This window comes from Buchnera aphidicola (Takecallis arundicolens), from assembly GCF_964058945.1.
GTDB lineage: Bacteria > Pseudomonadota > Gammaproteobacteria > Enterobacterales > Enterobacteriaceae > Buchnera_L > Buchnera_L aphidicola_AH.
The window spans coordinates 136,014-156,614 of record NZ_OZ060369.1 but is presented as its reverse complement, the minus strand read 5'-3'; the positions used below and the strand labels follow the sequence as shown (position 1 = coordinate 156,614).

The following is a 20,601-nucleotide window of genomic DNA, read 5'->3' as shown; positions in this document are numbered from 1 at the left end:
GTTAGGAATATCAATATGATAAAAATTTATGCACCTGCTTCTATTGGTAATATTAATGTTGGTTTCGACGTATTAGGAGTAGCTATTTCACCTGAAAATGGAGAATTATTAGGCGATTGTGTAACAATTACAAGTAATAATACCTTAAATTTTCATAATACAGGAAAATTTGCTTGTCAATTACCAAAAAATATAAAAAAAAATATCATTTGGAAATGTTGGAAGCATTTTTGTAAAATTATTGGAAAAAAAATACCTGTATCAATTACTCTAGAAAAAAATATGCCAATTGGTTCTGGACTTGGATCAAGTGCTTGCTCTATTTCTGCTACTTTAGTAGCAATGAATCAATTTTGCAACAAGCCATTAGATGAACGAAAATTACTCTACTTAATGGGTAAAATAGAAGGTGAAATATCTGGAGAACCACACTATGACAATGTTGCACCATGTTATTATGGAGGATTACAATTAATAATTAATGAAAATAATTATATCAGTCAAGGAATCCCTTTTTTTAAAAACTGGATATGGATTGTTGCTTGGCCAGGAATTAAAATATCAACATCATCTGCTCGATCTATATTACCTTTGGAATATAAAACAAAAACTTGTATTGAACATAGTCGACTGTTATCAGGTTTTATACATGCATCATATACTAAACAAGAAAATTTAGCTACCCAATTAATGCAAGATATTATTGCAGAACCATACCGTATGCAATTAATTCCAAATTTTTTAGAAATAAAAAAATCCATATTAAAACTTGGTGCAATTAATTTTGGTATATCTGGATCTGGACCAACAATTTTTGCAATTTGCACTAGTCATGTAGTAGCTGAAAATACATCAAAATGGTTAAAAGAAAATTACTTACAAAATAAAACTGGTTTCGTACATATTTGTAAATTAGATACTAAAGGAACAAGAAACATAGGAGCTTAAATTTTTATGAAATTATACAATTTGAAAGATTATTGTGAACAAGTAAACTTTTTACAAGCTGTTAAGATGGGATTAGGAAAAAATCAAGGATTATTTTTTCCTGTAAATTTACCAACTATACCTGAAAAAGAAATCAATAAAATAATCGAAATGGATTTTCTATCACGTAGTGTAAAAATACTATCTATGCTTATCGGACCAGAAATATCAATTGATAATTTAAAAAAATATGTATATCAAGCATTTTCTTTCCCAGGACCAAACATTGTACCAGTTACAAAAAATATATCATGTTGTGAATTATTTCATGGACCTACATTAGCATTTAAAGATTTTGGAGCGCGATTTATGGCTCAAATAATATCACATCTCAATACAAAAAATAGTATTATTACAATACTAACTGCAACTTCTGGAGATACTGGAGCAGCTGTAGCACATGCATTTTATAATGCTCCAAATGTTCGTGTAGTCATTCTATATCCTAAAGGTAAAATTAGTACACTACAAGAAGCACTATTTTGTACATTAGGAAAAAATATTACCACTATTGCAGTAGATGGTAGTTTTGATGAATGTCAGTCACTAGTTAAACAAGCTTTTAACGACCACCAATTAAGAAATCAAACTGGTCTTAACTCTGCTAACTCAATTAATATTAGTAGATTATTAGCACAAATATGTTATTTTTTTGAAGCTTATGCTTTAATACCAAAAAAACAAAGAAAAAAATTAGTTATTGCCGTACCTTGTGGAAATTTTGGAAATTTAACAGCAGGTTTATTAGCTAAATCGATGGGTTTACCGATTCAATCATTTATTGCTGCTACTAATGCTAATGATACTGTTCCAAGATTTTTACAATCAGGAAAATGGAAACCTTATGATTGTATTTCCACAATTTCTAATGCAATGGATATTAGTAGACCTAATAACTGGCCACGAGTTGAAGAATTATTTTCAAGAAAAAGATGGAAATTAAATACATTAGGATTTGGAAGTGTTTCCGATAAAGTTACCACAGAAACTTTGTTAACATTACAAAATATCGGATATATATCTGAACCACATGCAGCAGTTGCATATCAATTACTTCATAACCAACTAAAAGAAGACGAATTTGGATTATTTTTAGGAACAGCACATCCATCAAAATTTAAAAACATTATCGATAAAATACTCAACATTAATATACCATTATCAGAAACATTAAAATCACCATCAAAATTACCAATACTATCGCATTATATGAAACCAAATTTTGAAAAATTAAAACATTTTTTAACATCATAAAAAATAATTTAATTTTAGAGAAGAATATTAGAAATTTCTTCTCTAATAAATATTAGACTTTAAATAAAAATTTTATAATATCTCCATCTTGTACTACGTAATGTTTACCTTCTAAACGAATTTTACCAAATTCACGTATTTTATTATGATATTTAAATTTAATAAAATCTATATAACTAATTACTTCAGCACGAATAAAACCTTTTTCAAAATCTGTATGTATTTTTCTAGCAGCCTGTACACTAGTTGAACCAAGATTAATAGTCCATGATCGTACTTCTTTTTTTCCAACTGTGAAAAAAGTTTGTAATCCTAATAGTTTATATCCTGTTTGAATAATTTTATTTATTTTAGATTCTTTATTTTCTTCAAAATGTACATGATTTAAATTACTTAATTTCAAGTATGTATTTTGTGATTCTGTAAAAATTTGTACTGGAATATAAACACTTTTATTTAAAGAAATAAAATTTAAAAATTTAGATAAATCTACGTTTTTAACACTATCATTAGAAATATTTGCAATATATATCATTGGTTTTAATGTAATAAAATGTAAATCATCAATGATATTTAAGTCTTGTTTTCCTAAAAATAATGTATTTAAGAAATGATTACTATTTAAACAATGTAAACATTGTTCTAAAATTTTAATTCTATATTTATCAAATATATTTTTTTTTTTTAATTTCAAAATTTCAACTTGACATATATTTAAATCTGATAAAATCAATTCCATATTGATAATATCAACATCATATATTGGATTAACATGTTCATGCATATGAACAATATTGTTATCATTAAAACACCGTACTACATGAATTAATAAATCCACCTGATGTATATTACTTAAAAATTGATTACCTAAACCACATCCTTGAGATGCACCCTTAACTAATCCTGCAATATCTACAAATTCCATAAAAGTGGTAATAATACGTTTTGGATGTACAATATTTGCAATTTTATTTAATCGTAAATCAAATACTGGAGCTAAACCAACATTAGGTTTAATGGTACAAAAAGGAAAATTTTTTGCTGGAATTTTAGAATTTGTTAAAATATTAAATAATGTTGATTTACCCACATTAGGTAATCCAATAATACCACACTTAAAACCCATGCTATACTCCAAAATATTAATATATATATCTGATAGCAATAATAATAATTTAACAGTATTTTTACATATTACTAACGATATCCAGAAAATTTTTTTAAAAACATTATTATATTAAAAAATAATTACATAAAAGTATGATCACCATTTTTAATGGTATCACAAATTAAGTTGCATCATTCTAAAATCATTTTAATATATTGAAATATAATGCCTAAATTCATGTTTTAATAATAAAAAACATTTAAAACATATGCATTTCAATATAACCTAAAAAATCATAACCAAAAAATGAAAACTAATTGTAATAATTTAAATAATAGATTTCGCAATTTTTACCCTGTAGTAATAGATATTGAAACAACTGGTTTTAACTATAAAATTCACGCTTTACTAGAAATAGCAGTAATTACATTAACTATGGATAAAAATGGATGGTTAAAAAAATCAAAAACAATACATTTTCATATTAAACCATTTTTAGGTTCTTTAATTGATACATCATCACTTTTATTTAATAAAATTGATCCATTCAATCCTTTAAGACAAGCGGTAGATGAAAAAGAAGCTTTACGTTGTATATTTGATATTATATACCAAGAAATGAAATTTAACAAATGTCACAAAAGTATTTTAGTTGCACATAATGCACATTTTGACCATAAATTTCTTATGGAAGCAACAAAAAGATGTAAAATTAAACATAATCCTTTTCATAAATTTGTCACTTTTGATACAGCAACATTAAGTGGATTAGCAATTGGACAAACGGTATTAGCAAAAGCATGCCAAGCTATTGGTTTATCATTTGATAATCATCAGGCACATTCAGCATTATATGATACTTTACAAACTGCTAATTTATTCTGTACGCTAATTAATAAATGGAAAAAATTAGGAGGTTGGCCTCCAAAAAGATGAATATATTATTAATTAGATTAATGAAAAATACATTAATCTAATTTTATTAATATATTATTTATTTTTTTGAGCTTGTTGTAAAATTGTATTTAACTCTCCACTATCTAATAATTTTGTTATAATATCACATCCACCAATTAATTCACCTTGAACCCATAATTGAGGAAAAGTTGGCCAATTAGCATATTTTGGTAATGTAGTACGAATACTATCATTTTCTAAAATATTAACATAAGCAAATCTTATTCCACAAGATGATAATGCTTCTGATGCACGAGCAGAATAACCACAACTTGGTGCATCCGGTGTACCTTTCATATAAAGTAAAATCGGATTATCTTGAATTTGTTTTTGAATTTCTTTTAAAATAGACATATTTACTCCCATGTTTTATAAAGACTTATACTCAAAAAATAAATAATATTTTTACATTAATATAATAAACGAAAATATTTTATATAATATTCAAGAAAAAATATTTTACAAGGATTGTAATATAGTATATCATATACTTAAAAGATATACGATTAGGGGCTGATTTTTGGATTCGACAAAACTTTTAAAAGCTATTAGTGCATGCCGAGGTTCGGTTGCCTCGTTAAAAACCGAAAAAAAATAAATGCAGAAAACGAACAATACGCTTTAGCAGCTTAATACACTAATAAAGCCCTTTTTTTATTCTTATTTTAATCTTTTAAAAGAATAAAGTATTTAAAAGGTTTAACGAAAAAGAAATCCAGCATAAGATATACTCGTATCTTATATGAATTAATAAATAGAGATAGGTATTTAATAACATTGTCTTTTATGTTTTAATACTGAAAAAATAAAAAGAATAAGCATGTAGTACTATAGCCATAAATATTTTGGACGCGGGTTCAAATCCCGCCAGCTCCAAAAAAATATATTTTTAGATAAATAATAATATAAACTATAAATATACGAAACATTATTAAAATTATTTTTTATACAAAAAAGAATTAATATAATCATTATAATAAAATTTAAAAAAAATTTTTTGACCAATTTAATTTTTTACGTAACGAATTTAAATAATTATAATTAATAGGATGAATTAAATGAATAAAGTATTTACTTTTATAAATAAAAATTTCTTTTTCTTGAATAACCGATAATTTAACTTGACCATCACACGTAATTTGTAACTTTTTTGATAAATTAAATAATTTTAACATAATAACATTATCCGCATTAATTACAATTGGACGAGCTGATAAAGTATGAGGTAACATCGGAACAATAGTAATAACTTTTGATGATAATGATAAAATAGGCCCTCCAGCAGATAATGCATATCCAGTAGATCCAGTGGGAGTAGAAATAATAATACCATCAGATCGTTGATAAAATGCAAATTTTTTATCAATATATAATTCAAAATCAATCATACAAGACATCTTTTTTGAATGTAAAATAATTTCATTTACAGCAACACTATTTTTTTTTATTTTTGCATTCAATATATCAACTTCTAATAAAAAACGTTTTTCTAAAAAATAAATACCTGACAAAATTTTAGATAACATAATAATCATATTATTAGGATTTAAATCAGTTAAAAAACCTAAATTACCACAATTTACACCAATAATTTTTATAGGATAATAAGATAATTTTCTTAAAATACATAACATATTACCGTCACCACCAATAACTATACCTAAATCACATGTTTCTCCAATTTGTATACATGTAGCTACATTAGGATTATTTAAATTTAAAAATTTTGAAATACTTTTTTCAATAACAACATGATAACCTTGTTGCCTTAACCAATCGTATAAAATTTTATGAGTTAAAAAATACTTAAAATTACGAGGATGGCCTAAAATAGCAATCCAACGAAACTGTATTTTCATTATTTACATATTCCTTGAATAAAATAATAAAATTAATTATATATTATTAAATAAAATACGAAAATCTTTATAATATAATCATATAAAATTATATTAAACACGAAACTAGAATATATGAATAATAATAAAGTGGATAATAATTCTACAAGCATATATGAATTAGAAAAAAAACTATCAGATCTTATAAAAAAAAAAAAAGAAATTAAATTACGAACACAAGCAAATATAGAAAATATCAAAAAAAAATCTGAACAAACGATTCAAAAAATTCAAAAAGAAAATTTAACAAATTTTAAAAAAGAACTAATATATATAGTAGAAAAACTTAATAAAATTTCTGAAATATCGGATAAACAATCATTACAACCAAATTCTATCATAGAAGGTATTGAACTAATCCAAAAATGCTTATTAAATACTATAAAAAAAATAAAATAAAGTACTAAATAAGAAATTTAATATAAAATTTTTTACCAAAAAATAACATTTTTTTTTTGTTCCAATAAAATATTATTTGTTTTAATAAAATGACGACACCCAAAGAAACCACGATATGCTGAAAGTGGAGATGGATGTGAAGCACATAAAATAATATGTTTATTGGAATTAATAAAAACTCTTTTTTGTTGAGCATATTGACCCCATAATAAAAAAATGACATTATTCAAATATGTATTAATATAATAAATCAATTGATCTGTAAATTTTTCCCAACCTAAATTTACATGTGATCTTGGCTTGCCTGACTCAACTGTTAAAATAGAATTGAGTAACAATACACCTTGCCGTGCCCACCTAGATAAACATCCATGAAAATAATAATCTTTTGGAAGATTAAAATTTTCAGTTACCTCATGATATATATTTTTTAAAGATGGAGGAATCTGTAATCCAAATCTAACAGAAAAAGCTAATCCATGTGCCTGATTAGTATTATGATAAGGATCTTGTCCAATAATTACTACTTTAATTGATTCAAATGGTGTTAAATGGAAAGCATAAAAAACATCTTCTTGTCTAGGATAAATAATTTTACTACGTCGTTCTTTTGATACTTTCTTTAAAATTTTTAATACTTTTTTTTTTCTTGATTAAAAATATTATGCCAATTTAAATTTTTCATTTTATCAATAACTATATAAAATTAATAATTATAGTATATATTAATAATATAGTAATTAATGAAAAATATCTTGTAATTATATAAGGAAATAAATATGACTTTAGTTGCTCAAAATGCACCAAATTTTGTCACCCAGGCTATCTTAAAAAATGGTAATATTGTAAACAATTTTAATTTCAAAAAAGAAACAAAAAATAAATTAGTAGTTTTATTTTTTTGGCCTATGGATTTTACATTTGTTTGTCCAACAGAAATTGTTGTATTTAATCAGATGTATAATGAATTTAAAAAAAGAAATACAAAAATTATTGGTGTATCACGCGATTCAGTTTTTGTACATCAAGCATGGCAAAACATTAAGATTGAAAACGGTGGAATTGGAAAATTAAAATACACGTTGGTATCAGATGTAAAAGGAGAAATACAAGAATCTTATGGAGTTGCACATCCTGAATTAGGAATTGCATTAAGAGCATCTTTTTTAATTGATATAAACGGTGTTGTCAAACATCAAGTAGTAAACGATTTACCATTGGGACGAAATATAAAAGAAATGATTAGAATGATAGATGCTGTCACATATCATGAAAAATATGGTGAAGTTTGTCCTGTAAATTGGAAAAAAGGGGAGAAAACCATACACCCATCACAAGACGGACTAATAAAATATTATCAAAACAAATAAAATATATATAACCAGCATAAATATTACTGCTGGTTTTTTTTAAGATATAATTTTAAAAAAATATTGAAATATTATTATGAAGTAAAATTTTCATCAAAATCATGTACATCATCTAAATCATCTGTATCAAGATTTTCATGAGTATCATCTACTTGAAAAAAATTATTAATTGAAGGATCCAGATGCTCAGTACTAGAGTCAACATGATTTGAATCATCTAATATATGACTTTCTTTTTCATGATTATGTAAAAAATTTGTTAACATGTTACCTGCAACCATACCTCCAGCTACACCAACAGCTGTTTGAATTGCAGTACCTAAAAAACTTGATATTCCTCTTCTTGGATTACTTCCAGAAGTATTATTACTATTAGAATAATTATACTCTGCAATTTCTGGTTCCACTTTTTTAGAATATGTATTTTTATTACTGTTATGCAGTATATGATTATCTGTAGGTAAATTACGAACTTTTTGTTTTACATGATCTGATAAAAAACTCATGTTTTGTACAGAGAACCGACTAATTCGATCTTGTAATTTTTTTACTTTATCATTTAACTCTTGAATTAAGATATCTTGCACTAAGAGTGTTTGTACCATATAATAAACAGAATCATGTTGATTCTTTAATAATATATTAATTAATTTTTCTGCTTCAGAATCTTTATGAGGTGTTTGTAATGATATGTTATTTATTTTTTTAAATAAATTGATAATTAATGTTTTTTCAGTTTCTTTCATATATTGCTTCCAATAATTGTAAGTATTTTAATTATTATAAAAAAATAAAATCATTATTTTTTTTATATTCGCTGTATTATTCTAATATGATATAATTTTATATTAAATAAAGTTATATTACTGAAGAGAAATAAAAATATGCATATATTGTACAAAAATATTCATAAAATCGATATTGAAAAAGAATTAAAATCTTCTTACCTGGATTATGCTATGTCAGTAATTGTAGGACGTGCATTGCCTGATGTAAGAGATGGATTAAAACCTGTACATCGCAGAATTTTATTCGCAATGCACATTTTAGGTAACGATTGGAATAAACCATATAAAAAATCTGCTAGAGTTGTAGGTGATGTTATTGGAAAATATCATCCCCATGGAGATCTAGCAGTATATGAAGCGATTGTTAGAATGGCACAAACATTCTCATTACGATATGTTTTAATTGAAGGACAGGGTAATTTTGGGTCTATAGATGGAGATTCTGCAGCTGCCATGCGTTATACAGAAATTAGGATGTCAAAAATAGCACATGAATTATTAGATGATTTAGAAAAAGATACCGTTGAATTTCTACCAAATTATGATGAAACAGAAAAAATACCTGAGATTTTACCAACAAAAATACCCAACTTATTAATTAATGGTTCTTCAGGTATTGCAGTTGGTATGGCAACAAACATTCCACCACATAATTTAAATGAAGTAATTAATGCATGTCTTGCATACATTAACAATGAAAATATTTCATTAAAAGAACTTATGAATTACATACCAGGACCAGATTTTCCAACATATGGTATCATTAGTGGTTATCAGGGTATTGAAAATGCATATAGAACTGGAAAAGGAAAAATTTACATTCGTGCACGTCATAAAATAGAACAAAGCATTAAAAATAAACGTGAATCGATAATAATATACGAATTACCATATCAAGTCAATAAATCTGTATTAATTACTAAAATTGCAGAATTAGTAAAAGAAAAAAAAATCGAAGGTATTCATGCTTTACGTGATGAGTCAGATAAAGATGGTATGCGAATTGTAATTGAAATTAAAAAAGATACTATTAAAGAAATATTATTAAATCAATTATACATGTTAACACAAATGCAAATATCCTTTGGAATTAATATGGTTGCTTTATACTATGGCCAACCTAAAATTATGTCTCTAAAAAATATTCTAAAATGTTTCTTATTACATAGAGAAAATATTATTACAAGAAGAAGTATATTTGAATTAAAAAAAGCAAAAAAAAAAATACATATCTTACAAGGATTAACTATTGCTATAAGTAATATTAATCAAATTATTGAAATTATAAAAAAATCTAATCAACCAAAATTGGCACGAAAAGCATTATTATCTCAAAAATGGCCAATAAATAATCAATTATGTAACGTACTTAATACACAAAAAAACGAATCAATACAAAATAATCAACAAAAAAATACAGACTATCAATTTAGTAATAAACAAGTGCAATCTATTCTTGAATTAAAATTACAAAAATTAACAACATTAGAACAAGATCGTATTTTACAAGAACATAATAGTTTAATAAAAAAAATAGAATCATTATCATGTATTTTAAACAATCATCATGATATGTTAGAAATTATAAAAAACGAATTAAAAGTTATACAAAATAAATTTGGTGATAAAAGAAAAACAGAAATTATTGAACATAATACTGAAGTTGAAATAGAAGATATGATAACAAAAGAAGATGTAGTAGTAACTTTATCACATTCAGGATATGTGAAATATCAACCGTTATCAGATTACGTCACACAACATCGAGGAGGAAAAGGACGTTCTGCTGCAAAAACTAAAGAAAAAGATTGTATAGAAACATTATTAATTACTAATACACATGATACTATTTTGTGTTTTTCCAATAAAGGTACTTTATATAGAATTAAAGTATATCAATTACCTGAAGCAAGTCGACATGCCAGAGGAAGACCGATTATTAATTTAATACCATTAAGTAAAAAAGAACGTATTACTGCTATTTTAAATTTAAGTAAAGCTACAAGTAATAAAAATGTTTTTATGTTAACTGCAAATGGTATTGTGAAAAAAACTCCACTTAATATTTTTAAAAAACCAAGGTCAACTGGTATGATGGCAATTCATCTTAAAGACAAGGATGAATTAATTGGCGCAGAAGTAACAAACGGTTTAGATAATATTATGCTTTTTAGTAAAAAAGGTAAAGTTGTTCATTTTTCAGAAAAGGAAGTAAGAAAAATGGGTAGAACTGCATATGGTATTCGCGGTATTAATCTTGATAAAAATGACCAAGTAGTATCATTACTCGTTCCGCATAAAAATGAAACAATTTTAACAATGACAGAAAATGGATATGGAAAAAGAACAAAAGTTGAAAATTTTCCTATCAAATCAAGAGCAACAAAAGGCGTACGTTCTATTAAAATTACTAAAAAAAATGGCGTTGTAATTAGTGCAATTCCAGTTTCTGAAAAAGATCAAATTATGATGATTACTAATGCCGGAACATTAGTACGTACAAATGTATCTGAAATTAGAATTTTAGGTAGAAATACACAAGGTGTCATTTTAATCCGAACTACAAAAAATGAAAAAGTTGTAGCATTACAAAAAATTTCTAATAATAAACTTAATATATCCTATTAATATAATATTTTTATATTCAATAAAATATTTTATTTATCAAGTGAAAAATAATTAGGTAATACACAATGGAAAATATTTTAGTAGTAACAAAAAAGAACGGTAAAAAAGAAAAAATAAATTTTTGTAAAATATCAACCATGTTAAACCGAGCATCTAAAAAGTTAAAAAATATTTCAATAATAAAAATTATAAAAAAATCAAAAATACAATTCTACAACGAAATTAAAACAATACATATTCATAATATCATTATCAAAACTACAGCAGACCTTATTTCTCAAGATACTCCAGATTATCAATATATGGCTGCACGGTTAACAATTTTTCAATTACGTAAAAAAGCATTTGGACAATTTAGTCCACCAAGTTTATATAAACATGTAAAAAAAATGGTAAAATTAAAAAAATATGATCCAATATTAATAAAAAAATATTCTAAAGAAGAATATTATATTATGAACAATTTTATAAAGCATGATCGCGATATGAATTTTGCCTACTCTGCAGTAAAACAACTAGAAGGGAAATATCTTATTCAAAATCGCATTACTGGAAAAATATATGAAAGTGCACAATTTTTGTATATATTAATTTCTGCTTGTTTATTTATTAGGTATCCAAAAGAAAAAAAAATGCAATATATAAAAAACTTTTATGATGCTATTTCGAAATTTAAAATTTCTTTACCAACACCTATCATGTCTGGAGTACGTACACTAACTAGACAATTTAGTTCATGTGTATTAATTGAGTGTTCAGATAGCTTAAATTCTATTAATGCCACTGCAAGTTCTATAGTAAAATATATTTCACAAAAAGCAGGAATTGGAATTAATGTGGGCCAAATACGCGCAATTGGTAGTCCCATTAGAAATGGTGAAAATTTTCATACAGGATGTATACCTTTTTATAAATATTTTCAAACAGCTGTAAAATCATGTTCACAAGGAGGTATAAGAGGAGGAGCAGCAACATTATTTTATCCAATTTGGCATTTAGAAATTGAAAGTCTCATTGTATTAAAAAATAATCGAGGAATTGAAGAAAATCGTGTAAGACATGTGGATTATTGTGTACAAATTAATAAAATAATGTACCAAAGACTAATTAATCAACAATATATTACATTATTTAGTCCATCTGATGTTCCAAAATTATATCATTATTTCTTTTCTGACCAGAAAAAATTTGAAGAACTATATATACAATATGAAAATAACATCCACATTCGCAAGAAAAAAATTAAATCTGTTGATTTATTCTCTTTAATTATGAAAGAACGTACATCTACAGGTCGAATTTATATACAAAATGTAGATCACTGTAATACACACAGTGCATTCAATCCAAAATACGCTCCTATCAAACAATCAAACTTATGTTTAGAAATTACCCTTCCGACAAGTCCAATAAACGATCTTAATGATAAAAATGCAGAAATTGCATTATGTATACTATCAGCATTGAATTTAGGTTGTATTAAACATTTAATTGAATTAAAAAAATTATCTGATTTGTTAGTTAGGGCATTAGATGAAATTATTGATTATCAATTATATCCTATCATTTCTGCAAAAAATGGTGCTCAAAATAGACGTTCAATAGGAATTGGAGTAATAAATTTTGCATGTTATTTAGCTAAAAATAACGTAAAATATTCAGATGGTAGCGCTAATAATTTAACACATATCACATTTGAACATATACAATATTATTTATTACAGGCATCTTATAAACTATCTAAAGAAAAAGGTCCATGTGCTTTATTTTACCAAACAAATTATTCTAAAGGAATATTACCAATAGATACTTATAAAAAAAATGTTGATTTAATTTGTAAACAAAATTTGCAATTAAATTGGAATAAATTAAGAGAAAAAATTAAAAAGTATGGTTTACGTAATTCTACAGTTTCAGCAATTATGCCTACAGAAACATCATCACAAATTGCTAATGCTACTAATGGAATTGAACCACCAAGAGGGTATATTACCATTAAAGCTTCTAAAGATGGTATGTTAAAACAAGTAGTACCTGAATATACGAAATTAAAAAATAAATATGAACTACTATGGGATATGCCAAATAATCAAGGATATTTAAATTTAGTTGGTATCATGCAAAAATTTGTTGATCAATCAATTTCAGCAAATACAAATTATGACCCTTCAAAATTTCCAAACAATAAAATACCAATTAAAATACTTTTACAAGATTTATTAATTGCATATAAATTAGGTTTAAAAACATTATATTATCAAAATACCCGGGATGATTTAAATCAGTATCAAAAAAAAAATAAAGATTATAGTCAAGAATATTATTGTAGTGATGGAGCATGTATATTATAATATAAAATATTATAAAAATCTAACATAAATACTTAGGTAAAAATATGTCATATACCACATTTTCTAGAAAAAATAACGATCAATTAAAAGAACCAATGTTTTTTGGACAATCTGTAAATATTGCTAGATATGACCAACAAAAATACCATATTTTCGAAAATTTAATAGAAAAACAATTATCTTTTTTTTGGAGACCAGAAGAAATTGATTTATCAAAAGATCGAATAGACTTTTTATCATTACCAAAACATGAAAAACACATTTTTATTAGCAATTTAAAATACCAAACTTTATTAGATTCCATTCAAGGAAGAAGTCCAAATATAGCATTTCTACCTATTATTTCATTACCTGAATTAGAAACATGGGTAGAAACATGGTCATTTTCAGAAACTATTCATTCAAGATCATACACACATATTATCCGGAACATTACAAATTGTCCATCAGATATATTTAATAAAATTATTTCTAATAAAAATATTTACGAACGTGCTAAAAACATATCTTATTATTATGATACTTTAATCAATATGACAAATTACTGGAATTTATTTGGAGAAGGAAATTATAAAAATAATAAAAATAATGTTATAAAAATTAATTTAAAAACTATTAAAAAAGCATTATATTTATGTCTAATCAGCGTCAATGTGTTAGAAGCAATACGTTTTTATGTTAGTTTTGCCTGTTCTTTTGCATTTGCTGAAAAAAAACTAATGGAAGGTAATGCTAAAATTATTCGATTAATAGCACGAGATGAATCTTTACATTTAACGGGTACGCAACATATTATAAATATCTTAAAAAATCATGAAAATGATTCAGAAATGGTAAAAATAATAAAAGAATGTAAAAAAAAAACCATTAACCTATTTCAAACATCAGCAGAACAAGAAAAAACATGGGCTGAATATCTCTTTCAGAATGGATCTATTTTAGGACTAAATAAAGACATTATGTTTAAATATATAGAATATATTACAAACCTCAGAATGGAAGCAATTGATTTAACACCAATATTTCCCAGAATTAAAAATCCAATTCCATGGATTAATAATTGGTTAATTTCAGACAACGTACAAGTTGCTCCGCAAGAAGTTGAAGCAAGTTCTTACTTAACAAATCAAATAGATTGTGAAATTTCAAAAGATGAATTTAAAAAATTTAAACTATAAAAAAAAAGATTATATTATTGAAATATATAATAAAAAATATTATATTCGACCAGAACAACAAAAATTATCAATATTACAAATATTATTAATAAATCATATAGATATATTTTATCAATGTAATTCCGGGTATTGTGGTAGTTGTAGTATAAAATTAGTATATGGAAAAATATATCAATTTAAAAAAAGTATAGCTTACGTACCGAAAGGAAATATTCTTGCATGCTCATGTAGAGCAAAAAGTAATATTATAATACTAATTTAATCATATTAAAAAAATAATTTTTCATAAAATAATATTAAAGTAATCATGTAATTTTTTGAATTGCAGTAACAAGGATAGTATATACAATATCATTTACGGTAGCACCCCTTGAAAGATCATTTACCGGTTTCATTAAACCTTGTAAAATAGGTCCGATAGAAGATATATTTAAAGATTGTTGAACAGCTTTATAAGTAATATTACCAGAATTTAGATCAGGAAAAATAAAAACATTTGCTTGTCCATGTAAACATGATTTAGGTAACTTAATATTTGAAATATTAGGATTGATTGCAGCATCGTATTGAATGGGACCATCGATTGTTAAATCGGGTCGTATTTTTTTTACTAAACAAGTTGCTTTTCGTACTTTTTCAACAGTATCACCTGAACCAGAAATACCAGTAGAATAAGATAACATAGCTATTTTTGGTTTGATATCAAATAAAATCGCTAAATCAGAAGTATCCAAAACAATATTTACTAATTGTTTTATGTTCGGATCAATATTTACTGCACAATCGCTATATAATAATATACTACTCTTTAACAACATAAAAAAAGAAGATGATACTATAGGTGAATTACTATAAATATTTTTTTTTATTCCAATTAATTGAATTGCAGTACGTAAAACTTCAGCAGTAGTATACTTTACACCACATACTACACCATCAACTTCGTTTTCTAATAACAATAATGAACCTAATACCATATGATCTTGAACATATTTTTCTGATAATTTCCATGTTATACCTTTGTGAGCTCGTAATACAAATAACTTTTCAATATAGTTTTTATAAATATTTATCGGATTAATAATATTAATATTATTATTAATATTCCACCCGTTTTTTTTAGCAATTTGATGTATTATTTTTTTATTACCTAACAATGTACATTGCACAATTCCTAAATTCGATACAATACTTGCAGCATGTATAATACGTTCTTCTGAACCTTCTGGTAATAAAATATGACTATTTTTATTTTTTGCTTTTTCAATTAAATACTGTTGAAATACATTCTGTGAAAAATGAATAATTTGTTTTCTAGTATGAACTAATAAACGAAAAATAAATTTTTTATTTATATAATTAGTAAAATGTAATATTACTGAATTAAGATAAATTTTATCATTTATGATCATATTTTTATGAAACATATGAATAGACAGTATTACCTGATCAAATTTTGATTTAGTATAAAATAATAAGATTTTATACTTAAATTGTTTTTTAAGTATACTAAAATTACATATATCATATTTATTACAATCAGTTAATATAATAGAATGTAAAATATTACATTCTAATATTACACATAACGATTGGTATTTTTTAATAAATTTATAAAAAGGAATTAATAAAACAGAATTAAAAATATGATTGGACATATTAAAAAAAAATTGATCATATAAAACAAATGAATCAATTTGATTTATTGTATACTTTTTTAAAATATTTTCTATTTTAATTAATTTAAATATTGCATATATAGGAAAATATATTAACTTTTTATTCCATGGAATATTTGATACAACAACTGATTTTCTATTAAGATGTATATGGTGATTTATTAAAGAATATGGAGAAAATAGAATATCATTATATTTTTTTATAGAAATATCATAAAAATTATTAATTATACCAATAATACGATTCCTAATATCATACTTTTTTTTATAAAACAAAAATTCTTTATAAAAATCATTATAATTAACATTATAAATAATTAACTCACATCGTGTATGATATAAAAATTTTAAATTTAAATCATGTATATAATATTTTAAATTACTGTTTTTCTTACCTTCAATGAAAATAATATCATACTTATTGTAATATGAATAATATAAATCTAAATTATCTTGTATTAATTTTTTAACATATTCTCTATCTGATAAAAACATTGTGTTTACAGGTAAAACGGGTTTAATGCTGGGAATACCAAAATTCCTATTTACAATATTAGCAGTATCATCAATATCATTCAAAATATCAGGAAATGGTTTAAAAAAAATTGCACTGAGTTTATTTTCGTAAACTAATTTTAATAAACTTACACTAACCGTTGTAAGACCGACACTATTTCCAATCGGAACTAACATAATAGTACGCGTCATAAAAATCTCGCATATAAAATTCATTAATATTTTTATTTTAATAATTATTACTATTCATAAATAGTAAAATCATAAAAATAACTGTATTGTTTCTTTAGCAATAATAAATTCCTCATTAGTCGGTATCACTAAAAGTGGAATTGTATTTTTTTTATTAATAAAACGTGATTTATTCAAATTTGGCTGATAATTTAAATTATTATCTATTTTTAAACCAAGAAATTCTAATCTTGATAATACTAATGCACGTGTTAAAGCAGAATTTTCACCAATACCTCCTGTAAAAACAATAGCATCTAATTTACCTTCTAATGAAGCGGCATATGAACCAATATATTTAGATAATCTATAACAAAATAAATTCATTATTCTATATGCCTGAAATTTCGAATAATATTTTTCCTCAATATATCTAAAATCACTAGTTAGACCATTCGTCAAACCAAGAATACCAGATTTATTAATTAAAATATGCTGTATCTCATCCATACTTTTTCCTAATATATCATACATAAAAAAAACTACAGAAGGATCTATATCACCACTCCTTGTACCCATCACTAAACCCTCTAATGGTGTTAAACCCATAGACGTATCTATACATAAACCATTACGAATAGCAGTTATTGATGAACCCCCTCCTAAATGACAAGTAATAATATTTAAATTATTAAACTTAATATTTAATAAATCTGAAGTCTTGTGAGCAATATATAAATGACTAATACCGTGTGCACCATAACGACGAATATGATATTTTTTATAAAATTTATATGGTATAGCATACAAATAAGAAAAATCCGGAAGAGAATGATAAAACGAAGTATCTAGTACTGCAACATTTTTTTTTTTTAAATCTGGAAAATATTGGATAGAAGCTTGTATACCTAATATATTCATTGGATTATGTAACGGAGCAAATACACTATTTTCCTGAATTTTTTGTATTATCGTATCATTAATAATAACTGATTTAATTAATTGATTACCCCCATGTACAACACGATGTCCAATATATTGAATACTTGATATTAAATCATCATATTTTGTAAAAATAACTTTAATAATAAATTTTAATGCCTGATTATGAGAAACGTTATTACCAATTAACACTGTTTTTTTTTTTTTATGTACATGCCAAGTCACACATGATTCATTCAAATATAATCTTTCAACTATACCAAATAAATATTTTTTATTATGAATTGGGTCTAAAATAGAGAATTTTACAGATGAACTGCCACAATTAAATACTAAAACTAAGTTTTTTAACATATATTCCCACTTAAAGTATGTAATATAAAATTCATATAAACTAAATTTAATAAAAATGAATATCATTTAACCCTATTTATGATATTTATCAAATATCTTAAAAATATAACTAACAGATTTTCTGACCTACTGTAATACGTGGATAACCTAAATAATCTTGATATGTTTTAATATTATAAAAATTATTTTTTTTAAATAATTGATATACTATTTTACTTTGTTTATATCCATGTTCAATTAATAACCAACCATTAAAAAATAAATATTTTTTAGAATGATTAATAATATACTTAATTTCTGATATACCATGCTGCTTAGAAAATAATGCAATATCTGGTTCAAAAAATAACTCTCTTGATAAAGATGATTTTTCATTATAACTTAAATATGGTGGATTACTTACAATCAAATTAAACTTTCTATTTAAACAAGAAAACCAATTACTATAAAAAAATTTAACATTTTTAATATTAAAATTATCAGCATTCTTTTTAGAAATCTGAATTGCATTATTAATACAATCAATACCAAAAATAGTACAATTTGGATTTTCGAGTGCTATAGATAAAGCAATTGCACCACATCCTGTACCTAAATCTAAAACATAATCTCCTTGTTTTAATCGACCTAAACTATGATACACTAAAATTTCTGTTTCTGATCTAGGAATTAATGTATCTTTTGAAACAAGTAATGATAAAGACCAAAATTCTTTTTTACAAATTATATATGCAACAGGTTCACCGCACAAACGTCGATATAATAATTTTTTTAATAAAAAAATCTGATCAGAATTTAATATAAAATTATCAAATATCGTAATCCAAGTACGTGATTTACGAAGAACATAACTAATAAATAATTCAGTATCTAATCTTGGTGTTTTTGAATAAGATAATAATCTTATACCATATTCTATCCAAAAATTAATTTGCATATTAAATTATTTTACAAATTTTAACAAAAGTTTAGCATTATATTCTTGCATTATTGGTTCTATTAAAAGATCTAAATTACCATTTAAAACATCGTCCAAACAATACACACTTAAATTAATACGATGATCAGTAACTCGATTTTTTGGAAAATTATATGTTCTATTACGGTCCGATCGATCGCCTGTTCCTAATAGATTTTTCCGAATTAAAGAATTTTTCTTATTACGTTGTGCAACTTTATGTGCATGAATTCTAGATATTAAAATAGATAGTGCTTTAGATTTATTTTTATGTTGTGATCTTTCATCCTGACATTCTACTACAGTACCAGTCGGTAAATGTGTAATTCGAATTGCAGAATCAGTAGTATTAACATGTTGTCCACCTGCACCAGAAGACCGAAATGTATCAATTTTTAAATCAGAATTATGTATAACAACTTCTGTAGATACTTTAACAACAGGAATAACAGCAACTGTACAAGTTGATGTATGTATTCTACCCTGTGATTCTGTTTTAGGAACACGTTGTACACGATGTCCTCCAGACTCAAATTTTAATTTTTTGCATGCTCCTATACCAGTAATTTTTAAAATCACTTCTTTAAATCCTCCTTTTTCACTCATATGACTACTAATGATTTTAGTAATCCAGTTATTATATTCTGCATACCGACCATACATTTTAAATAAATCACCAGCAAACATTGCAGCTTCATCACCTCCGGTAGCAGCTCTAATTTCAATAAAACAACTTTTATATTCATTATCATCATTAGGTAAAAGCATATTTTTAATTTTTATTTTTAAATTCATCTCTTTAACATGTAAAATTTTTAATTCATCTTCAGCCATATCATACATTTCAGAATCACTAAGTAATTTTTTAGTTAACTTAATTTCCTTTTTTATATTTTTCCATTCTAAAAAAACAGTAATTAAAGTTGATAATTTCAGATATTCTTTTGATAATTTTTTAAATCGTATTTGATTAGAAATAATTTCTTGATCTGTAATTAATTCTTCAATTTTTTTTAATTTAATATGTAATTGTTCTAATTTATTTATAATAGATGTTTTCAAA

General features: G+C 24.6%; 17 protein-coding genes, 1 other RNA gene and 1 pseudogene. 10 read left to right on the top strand and 9 right to left on the bottom strand.

All coding sequences use genetic code 11. The annotated features are described in order from the left end of the window. The first annotated feature begins 15 nt into the window (after positions 1-15). Complete coding sequence (thrB, locus tag AB4W50_RS00725) at positions 16-948, top strand: homoserine kinase (RefSeq protein ID WP_367677256.1); 933 nt, start codon at positions 16-18, stop codon at positions 946-948. A gap of 6 nt (positions 949-954) precedes the next feature. Beyond that, a complete protein-coding gene (gene thrC / locus AB4W50_RS00720) occupies positions 955-2,241 on the top strand; it encodes a threonine synthase (RefSeq protein ID WP_367677255.1) in 1,287 nt (428 codons plus the stop codon). Positions 2,242-2,293: 52 nt separating this feature from the next. Here the strand turns inward: thrC and ychF are convergent, their stop codons facing one another. Continuing rightward, a complete protein-coding gene (gene ychF, locus AB4W50_RS00715; protein WP_367677254.1) occupies positions 2,294-3,367 on the bottom strand; it encodes a redox-regulated ATPase YchF in 1,074 nt (357 codons plus the stop codon). A 288-nt stretch (positions 3,368-3,655) separates the two neighbouring features. On the opposite strand from ychF, the gene rnt reads away from it, so the two are divergent. Continuing rightward, positions 3,656-4,285, top strand: a complete 630-nt coding sequence (gene rnt, locus AB4W50_RS00710) for a ribonuclease T (RefSeq protein WP_367677253.1) — start codon at positions 3,656-3,658, stop codon at positions 4,283-4,285. A gap of 54 nt (positions 4,286-4,339) precedes the next feature. Here the strand turns inward: rnt and grxD are convergent, their stop codons facing one another. Further along, positions 4,340-4,660 (bottom strand): Grx4 family monothiol glutaredoxin, encoded by a 321-nt coding sequence (gene grxD, locus AB4W50_RS00705; protein WP_367677252.1) that lies wholly within the window; start codon positions 4,658-4,660, stop codon positions 4,340-4,342. Positions 4,661-4,815: 155 nt separating this feature from the next. Between grxD and ssrA the strand changes: the two genes are divergently transcribed. Beyond that, positions 4,816-5,183: a transfer-messenger RNA gene (gene ssrA, locus AB4W50_RS00700) on the top strand. Between the two features lie 106 nt (positions 5,184-5,289). Here the strand turns inward: ssrA and nadK are convergent. Beyond that, entirely contained in the window at positions 5,290-6,165 is an 876-nt protein-coding gene (gene nadK / locus AB4W50_RS00695; protein ID WP_367677251.1) for an NAD(+) kinase, read from the bottom strand. Positions 6,166-6,279: 114 nt separating this feature from the next. Here nadK and grpE point away from each other — a divergent pair, with 114 nt between their 5' ends. Next, positions 6,280-6,603 carry a nucleotide exchange factor GrpE gene (gene grpE / locus AB4W50_RS00690; protein ID WP_367677250.1) on the top strand — a complete coding sequence of 108 codons (324 nt, stop codon included), beginning with the start codon at positions 6,280-6,282 and terminating at the stop codon, positions 6,601-6,603. 32 nt (positions 6,604-6,635) lie between these two features. On the opposite strand, the pseudogene ung reads toward grpE, so the two are convergent. Next, positions 6,636-7,288 (bottom strand): annotated as a pseudogene (ung, locus tag AB4W50_RS00685) (uracil-DNA glycosylase). Between the two features lie 94 nt (positions 7,289-7,382). Here ung and AB4W50_RS00680 point away from each other — a divergent pair. Beyond that, the gene (locus AB4W50_RS00680; RefSeq protein ID WP_367677249.1) at positions 7,383-7,973 is read left to right on the top strand and encodes a peroxiredoxin; all 591 of its coding nucleotides are present in this window, start codon (positions 7,383-7,385) and stop codon (positions 7,971-7,973) included. A 74-nt stretch (positions 7,974-8,047) separates the two neighbouring features. Here AB4W50_RS00680 and AB4W50_RS00675 read toward each other — a convergent pair whose 3' ends face one another. Continuing rightward, positions 8,048-8,719: a DUF2076 domain-containing protein gene (locus tag AB4W50_RS00675; protein ID WP_367677248.1), complete on the bottom strand. Its 672-nt coding sequence runs from the start codon at positions 8,717-8,719 to the stop codon at positions 8,048-8,050. A 138-nt stretch (positions 8,720-8,857) separates the two neighbouring features. Here AB4W50_RS00675 and gyrA point away from each other — a divergent pair, with 138 nt between their 5' ends. The 4 genes from gyrA (at position 8,858) to AB4W50_RS00655 (ending at position 15,180) form a co-directional block, all read left to right on the top strand. Next, a complete protein-coding gene (gene gyrA, locus AB4W50_RS00670) occupies positions 8,858-11,389 on the top strand; it encodes a DNA topoisomerase (ATP-hydrolyzing) subunit A (RefSeq protein WP_367677247.1) in 2,532 nt (843 codons plus the stop codon). 65 nt (positions 11,390-11,454) lie between these two features. Beyond that, positions 11,455-13,740 carry a class 1a ribonucleoside-diphosphate reductase subunit alpha gene (gene nrdA, locus AB4W50_RS00665; RefSeq protein ID WP_367677246.1) on the top strand — a complete coding sequence of 762 codons (2,286 nt, stop codon included), beginning with the start codon at positions 11,455-11,457 and terminating at the stop codon, positions 13,738-13,740. Between the two features lie 44 nt (positions 13,741-13,784). Next, entirely contained in the window at positions 13,785-14,918 is a 1,134-nt protein-coding gene (gene nrdB, locus AB4W50_RS00660; RefSeq protein ID WP_367677245.1) for a class Ia ribonucleoside-diphosphate reductase subunit beta, read from the top strand. After that, positions 14,893-15,180 (top strand): 2Fe-2S iron-sulfur cluster-binding protein, encoded by a 288-nt coding sequence (locus AB4W50_RS00655; protein WP_367677244.1) that lies wholly within the window; start codon positions 14,893-14,895, stop codon positions 15,178-15,180. The genes nrdB and AB4W50_RS00655 overlap by 26 nt, the downstream gene beginning before the upstream one ends. Before the next feature lie 43 nt (positions 15,181-15,223). Here the strand turns inward: AB4W50_RS00655 and pta are convergent, their stop codons facing one another. The 4 genes from pta to prfA form a co-directional block, all read right to left on the bottom strand. Next, positions 15,224-17,305 carry a phosphate acetyltransferase gene (pta, locus tag AB4W50_RS00650; RefSeq protein WP_367677243.1) on the bottom strand — a complete coding sequence of 694 codons (2,082 nt, stop codon included), beginning with the start codon at positions 17,303-17,305 and terminating at the stop codon, positions 15,224-15,226. Positions 17,306-17,374: 69 nt separating this feature from the next. Further along, positions 17,375-18,580, bottom strand: a complete 1,206-nt coding sequence (locus tag AB4W50_RS00645; RefSeq protein WP_367677242.1) for an acetate kinase — start codon at positions 18,578-18,580, stop codon at positions 17,375-17,377. A gap of 109 nt (positions 18,581-18,689) precedes the next feature. Then, a complete protein-coding gene (gene prmC, locus AB4W50_RS00640; protein ID WP_367677241.1) occupies positions 18,690-19,517 on the bottom strand; it encodes a peptide chain release factor N(5)-glutamine methyltransferase in 828 nt (275 codons plus the stop codon). A gap of 6 nt (positions 19,518-19,523) precedes the next feature. Then, entirely contained in the window at positions 19,524-20,600 is a 1,077-nt protein-coding gene (gene prfA / locus AB4W50_RS00635) for a peptide chain release factor 1 (RefSeq protein ID WP_367677240.1), read from the bottom strand. Position 20,601 lies beyond the last annotated feature (1 nt).